Here is a 5056-nt window from a genome sequence, read left to right on the forward strand (position 1 = left end):
CCTTAATCCCCTCCCCGCTCTTCGGGAGGGAAAGTTTTGGCTTTGGACAAAACTGGGGTGGGGTGACGCGGATAATGATTGTAAGCAAGTGGACTTAATATCAGATAATTCTAAGGCTTTCACGTTAAGTTGACACGTATGAGCATTTCTGTGTTCTAAAAGCGTGGTCTATTTACTGAATAAAAGCGCGATAGTCCTTCGCGCAACATTTATTTCTCAACTAGCGATCGCTCTGCATTTACCCGTGGAATTATATCTAGCACTTAGCATAAGCGGACTACTGAAGGCTGACAGTACCTTGCTTATTTGACAGCTTTGGAAGAAAAAGTGCTGAGTCTTTTGGAGTTGGAAATAATACCATAATGCAACAATGTTGTAAGTGATTAATTGTGGGATTCAAGGGAGTTTAATTTGTAAAATTAGTACTTATGCTTAACTTTTGTCAGGACGGACAGAAACTTAGAATAACGAAAAGTTTATGAAAACAAATGCTGCTCGACTACTTGATAAACTAAGTATTCTCTACAAAATTATTAACTATGAAGAACTTATCCCACTAATAATATTTGTACTATAGCAATTCTAAATCATTTGTAAAAAATCACAGTTGTTGATACTCTGAACAAATTCAGGTGAAGGCGCAGAAAAAATCAATGAATCAGCCCGAAAAATGTAGTAAATACACATAAGCGTGTGGAGTGCCGACGGGTATCTGGGAAACGCTTCGCTAAGAGCCGTCGGTCAACAAGAGCCCTGGAATTAAGTTCTAGATGTTGCAATAAGGGTGATCGCTCTTAGCAGAAGTTGCCGCGTCTGAATTCCCAGATACCCTTAATTGTAAAAAGTATTTTCAATTATCCTTTCTTCAAGTTTTTTATTTTCAGGGTGCTTAACAATTGCGAAAATATGAAAACTTGCAACTGCCCAGCAATTATATTCAATTTCCCCGTCTGCGTTCAAAGATTCTTCAGCTAATGGATGCCAGAAAGGTCTATCACTATGCATTTTTGATTTATATTGTGCTTAAGCTCTTTCAGCTAATTGTTTATATAATTCTACATCCAAACCTCTATAAGGTTAGTATTTAGAATACAATCTCTTTACCATAGACAATATCCTCGCTCGCTAACAACAATAGGAGTAAATCAGTGAAAACGACTAGTCCTGATCATAATAAGATTAGCCCGACTGCCAAGTTGGTGGCTTATTTCCGGCAATTTTCAGATATTCCCTTTACCAGGGATGTTGCTACACTGATACATGCAGAAGATGTTTTAAAAAATTTCTCACAAGGAACGAACCTCACACCAGAATTTTTGAAATGGGCAGCTCTTGCTGCTGAGATACGTTATAAAAGTATTGTCAGCGCGATAAAGAAAGAGGGCATTACGCAGGTTTTGGAATTAGCCAGTGGGCTATCATTTCGTGGACTAGCTATGACTGAAGACCCAGAGTATATTTATGTGGAGACAGATCTTCCTGAGCTAATGCAAGAAAAGCAACAAATCCTGTCAAGAATTATATCTAATCACGGTCTAAGAGAGCGCAAGAATTTATTCTTTGATGCCGTAAACATTCTTTCGTTTCCTGAAATTGAATCAGCCATCCGTCACTTTAAGCCAAATCATCCAGTAGCCGTCATCCACGAAGGACTTTATCATTACCTTTCAATGGAAGAAAAGGAGAGGGCAGCACGCAACATCCATTCGGTTCTTTCCCGCTTCAGTGGTGCGTGGATCACTCCTGATTTTCTAACAAACGCTGAACATGAAGGACGTTTACAGACTCACTCAGAATTGCAGAATATCGCGCAAGGGGTCCAAGGCACAACGCAGCGTGATGTGTACAAAACAGGCTTTGATAATCAACAACAGATTGTAGACTTTTTTTCACACTTAGGTTTTAGGAGTTGCATCTCTCCACAAATAGACGGAAGTTATCAGCTAACTGCAATGCAAAAATTAGACATATCTGAAGCCGAGTTCAAAAACTATAAATCCCTGAACTTTAATATTTGGACATTAACAGTGGAATAGTGAGGGCATTGAGCCGAGATGTTTTTCAGAGGGAACAGACACTTAGTCAAGGAATTGACATTAAATTTCCAGGTGCAAGATGTGAGTATAGCTATCCGTGCAGGAGTTGTGAAAAAAATGAGCCATACATAAATATTTTCGGAAACTCAAAAACTTGATAATGAGTTACAAGTTCAAATAATCTTTTGATATGAGAAAATGATTTACATAAGTGGTAAAACTCTCGAATAAAGTTTTTAGCATACAACCAGACGTCCTCTACAGGATTTTGTGATGGGTCATTAGGAGCAAAGCGAATGCAAGTCACTTGATATTCGTTTTCATTTAATCCTTGATTAATCTTATTTAAATAAGCTTTAAACTCGGCAGAACGATGATAGCTGGCTCCATCCCAAATGATGGCTATACGACTTTTTGGATATTGAGAAATTAAATATTCTACGAAAGCAATTGCATTGCGACTATTGCCTTTTTCACAAGGCTTAATCAAAAATTCTTGTGTGTAATAATTTAGAGCGCCGAAATATGTCTGTCGTTCTCGTTCATTGATTACTGGAACTTCAATCCTTTCTTTTTGACTACCCCAAATATAACCACAAATGTCTCCCCACAACAGATGACACTCATCTTCAAAGAAAACTACGAGTTCTCCAGATACTATCTCACGCTTATGTGCATCCAGCCATGCGCTTATTTCTAGTTTTTTTTTGTAACTAAATCTGGATCTTTACGAAGATTCTTTTTTTGTGTTTTTTTCCAACTTATATGGGCCTCTTTAAACAAGTCGTAATAGCTTTGAAGAGACTCAAAGATTATATTAAAATTATCTTCTATGTACTCTTTCAATTCTGAGAGGTGCCAGTAATTCCTCTGTTCAAGCCAATTTAATACCATTTGTTTTTGTGCCGAATCAAGATAGCTCTTTGACCCTTTATACGATAGCCTCAATCCCGTATGCCCTGTTCTACAAAAATATATTTCCATTTGCTTACAAAACCTGCAGACACTCCTAAAATGTTTCTAATTTTTGAATGGTTATAATTTTGCATCACCATTTGTACAGCAAGTGCCCGCTTTAATTCTCTAGGGTCTGGGTTTGATTGAATGAACTCTATCAACTCTTCCATCCGTACTGTTATGTGCCTTATTACTACCAGCAGTATTCACTTTATCAACAACTGTGATTTTTCACAACTCATTTAGGATTGCTATATAAAGCTTAAGCTTATTGAAAACTGAAAACGAAAAATTAAGGTTTTTAAGCACCTTTTACGAAAATAAGTAGGGATTTTTAGAATAGTGGTATAAGTTCAAGTAATCACTTGTAATTCGCCCATTTTTATAGGATTTAGAAAAGATATATTCAACCTACGCAGTTTAAAGTTTTTGGCGCTAACTGAACTGTATTGTGCTATAACTACTCTTTACAAAACTGGGTACTAGGTATTAGAAAAACAATCCCTAATCCCCAACTCAATGGTTATGAATATCAAGCGTCGGCAATTTCTCACAACCTGTGGACTAGCTACACTAGCCACCCAGATATCACCACTTACCGCCCAAGGTAAGCCATCTGCAAACACCAGCAGCAAGCCGCCGCACCTGCAAGCGGGTGATACCGTAGGATTGATTTCCCCTGCGGGTATCGTTGACGCTAAAGACATCGAAGCAGCACAGCAATCAATTTTACATTTAGGGTTAAATGTCAAGCTGGGGAAACATATTTTAGACCGTTACGGCTATTTAGCGGGTAAAGATGCCGATCGCGCCGATGATGTAAACTTGATGTTTAGCGATCGCACCATCAAAGCAATTATCCCCATGCGCGGTGGCTGGGGTTGTAATCGCATTTTACCCTTACTTAACTACTCGCTGATTCGTTCCCATCCGAAAATTATCATCGGGTACAGTGATATTACGACGCTGTTATTAGCAATTAATGCCCGTAGTCAAATGATTACTTTTCATGGGCCAGTTGCTACGTCTACCTGGAATCAGTTTACAGTCAATTACTTCAAGCGCATCCTATTTAATGCTGAAGCTGTAACTATGCAAAATTTCAATCCTAGCGAAGTGCGGTTGGAGATAATAGCACCGGGAAAAGCGAGAGGTAAGCTTGTAGGTGGAAACTTATCAGTACTATCAGCAATGGTTGGTTCACCTTACCTACCTTCTTGGAACAAAAGCATTTTGTTTGTGGAAGAAATTGGCGAGGATGTTTATCGTATAGATAGGATGCTGACGCAATTAAAAACTGCTGGGATACTTAATCAAATTGCTGGCTTTATCTTTGGGCAATGCACTAAATGTAGTGTTGGAGATGAACCATCATTTACATTAATCCAAGTATTGCAACAACACATACTTCCTTTAGGTATTCCTGCTTGGTACGGTTCAATGATTGGTCATATTAAGGATAAATTTACTTTACCAATCGGTGTAGAAGTGGAAATAGATGCTGAACTTGGGACAATACGAATGTTAGAGGTGGCTGTTAGTCTTGTGTGAAGGAGGCAGGAGGTTAGAATATAAAAATAGTGACTCACATTTTATCTAATATGTAGGGGCAATACCCTGCGGGAAGCCGCTTTGCGTCTACATGAATTGCCCCTACGGTAAATCAAGGCTTTCACTGCCTTTTTGTCTAAGTCCTAATTATCTATGGGGAAATGCTTTATTTTTTGCAAGTCCCCTAACACCCCTTGATACCAATTCGCAATTCGCAATTGAGAAATTTAGATGCAGCAAGGCAATCCCTGCTTACATCTGTTGCCTTATTTTAGAGAATTGGTATAAGGAATGTCTAACTTATCACCATCTCATAGTGTGTCAGTGTTTACAGAGGTGGTTCGATCAATAATCTCTACTGGGAGTGATTGGGGTGAGTGAGTTTCAACACTTTTCCTCATGCCAACATCTTCAGTTTTCACCTGCTTATTATCTGCAACCAGCCGTTCATCTAATCCTACACCCTGATTACTAGCTGATTTGACCTCTTGGGCTGCACCCTTTACTGCATT

General features: G+C 38.6%; 4 protein-coding genes and 1 pseudogene. 2 read left to right on the forward strand and 3 right to left on the reverse strand.

The genetic code is table 11. From position 1 onward, the window contains the following. Nucleotides 1-831: 831 nt before the first annotated feature. On the reverse strand, nt 832-1005 hold the full coding sequence (locus ACFE90_RS36140) for a hypothetical protein (protein WP_375507060.1): 174 nt from the start codon (nt 1003-1005) through the stop codon (nt 832-834). 143 nt (nt 1006-1148) lie between these two features. On the opposite strand from ACFE90_RS36140, the gene ACFE90_RS36145 reads away from it, so the two are divergent. After that, nucleotides 1149-2036 carry a class I SAM-dependent methyltransferase gene (locus tag ACFE90_RS36145; RefSeq protein ID WP_375507061.1) on the forward strand — a complete coding sequence of 296 codons (888 nt, stop codon included), beginning with the start codon at nt 1149-1151 and terminating at the stop codon, nt 2034-2036. A gap of 91 nt (nt 2037-2127) precedes the next feature. Here the strand turns inward: ACFE90_RS36145 and ACFE90_RS36150 are convergent. After that, a pseudogene (locus tag ACFE90_RS36150) lies at nt 2128-3163 on the reverse strand (IS630 family transposase). 355 nt (nt 3164-3518) lie between these two features. Between ACFE90_RS36150 and ACFE90_RS36155 the strand changes: the two are divergent. Beyond that, on the forward strand, nt 3519-4544 hold the full coding sequence (locus ACFE90_RS36155) for an LD-carboxypeptidase (RefSeq protein WP_375507062.1): 1026 nt from the start codon (nt 3519-3521) through the stop codon (nt 4542-4544). A 311-nt stretch (nt 4545-4855) separates the two neighbouring features. Here the strand turns inward: ACFE90_RS36155 and ACFE90_RS36160 are convergent. Continuing rightward, on the reverse strand, nt 4856-5056 hold a 201-nt coding region (locus tag ACFE90_RS36160; RefSeq protein WP_375507063.1), incomplete at its 5' end, for a hypothetical protein.

Source organism: uncultured Nostoc sp., assembly GCF_964245445.1.
Lineage (GTDB): Bacteria > Cyanobacteriota > Cyanobacteriia > Cyanobacteriales > Nostocaceae > Nostoc.

Excerpts from the sequence above, each read along its gene's own strand:
- ACFE90_RS36140 (WP_375507060.1), bottom strand. The coding sequence starts at position 1,005 with ATGCATAGTGATAGACCTTTCTGGCATCCATTAGCTGAAGAATCTTTG.
- ACFE90_RS36155 (WP_375507062.1), top strand. The coding sequence starts at position 3,519 with ATGAATATCAAGCGTCGGCAATTTCTCACAACCTGTGGACTAGCTACA.